Annotated in this window: 1 protein-coding gene; it reads left to right on the top strand. The window is 56.0% G+C overall.

Features of this window, described 5'->3' with window-relative positions; translation table 11 throughout:
* On the top strand, positions 1–1,032 hold a 1,032-nt coding region (gene tssF, locus CWM53_RS23360), incomplete at both ends, for a type VI secretion system baseplate subunit TssF (RefSeq protein WP_227521736.1).

The raw sequence follows: 1,032 nt of genomic DNA, 5'->3' as shown, positions 1-1,032 counted from the left end.
AAAACTGGATGACGATCTACCTGAACTGACTGAGGGGCTGGTGAGCCTCCTGTGGCCTCATTATCTGCGTACAATCCCGTCGCTGTCGGTGGTGGAACTGTTAACCGATCATCGACAAATGAAGCAGAGCGAAACACTGAGTGATTTTCAGGTGCTCTCGAGGCCCGTCGGCGAACACCGGACACGTTGCTGCTACAGCGCCACGCGGGATATCACCCTGCTTCCGCTGGCTTTACCAGAGGTGTCGTTACAGTACGAACAGGACGGACGCTCGGTTATCCGTCTGCGCTTTGAGTGCAGCCCGCTGGCTGGCGACGGGTCACAGATTGATTTATCGAGACTGCCGCTCTATCTCAATGCGGACAGTCCGCTGGCCTGTGCATTACACCGGGCGCTGACGCTGGGGGTGCAGCAAATCTGGTTTCGCCTGCCGGGGGAGGAACGTCGGACACTGGACGGCTATTTTTCCCCGATGGGGTTCGGTAAGGACGATCCGCTCTGGCCAAAAGGCGAATCGGCCTTCAGCGGCTACCAACTGCTGCTGGAGTATTTCACCTTCCGCGAGAAGTTTATGTTTGTCGCCCTCAACGGGCTGGAGAATGTGGTCTGGCCGGCAGGAATGAGTGGATTCGAAATTGATGTGGTGCTGGCGGAAAGCTGGTCTCACGATCTGCCGTTCAGTACCGAAAATATCCGCCTGCACTGCGTACCGGTGATCAACCTGTTCCCGCTGGAAGCCGATCCACTGCATCTTTCTCCGCTGGAAAATGAATACTTGCTGCGCCCCATGCGTATTCAGGACGGGCATACGGAAATTTACTCCGTCGATAATATTATTTCTTCGCGACACACCGGCAGTCAGGCATATGTGCCCTTTTCCAGTTTTCGCCACCGGGGCGGGATGTTGCGTCATGATTCGCCGGAACGTTATTACCATACGCGGGTAAAACGCGGCCCTTCCGGTTTGCATGATACCTGGCTGATCCTTGGGGGCGACGCATTCGATATCGACCGCCTGCTGGAAGACGAAAC

It is taken from the genome of Klebsiella sp. A-Nf5 (assembly GCF_002810545.1).
Lineage (GTDB): Bacteria > Pseudomonadota > Gammaproteobacteria > Enterobacterales > Enterobacteriaceae > Klebsiella > Klebsiella variicola.
The sequence above is the reverse complement of the archived record's forward strand: the minus strand, read 5'-3'. Positions and strand labels throughout refer to the sequence as shown.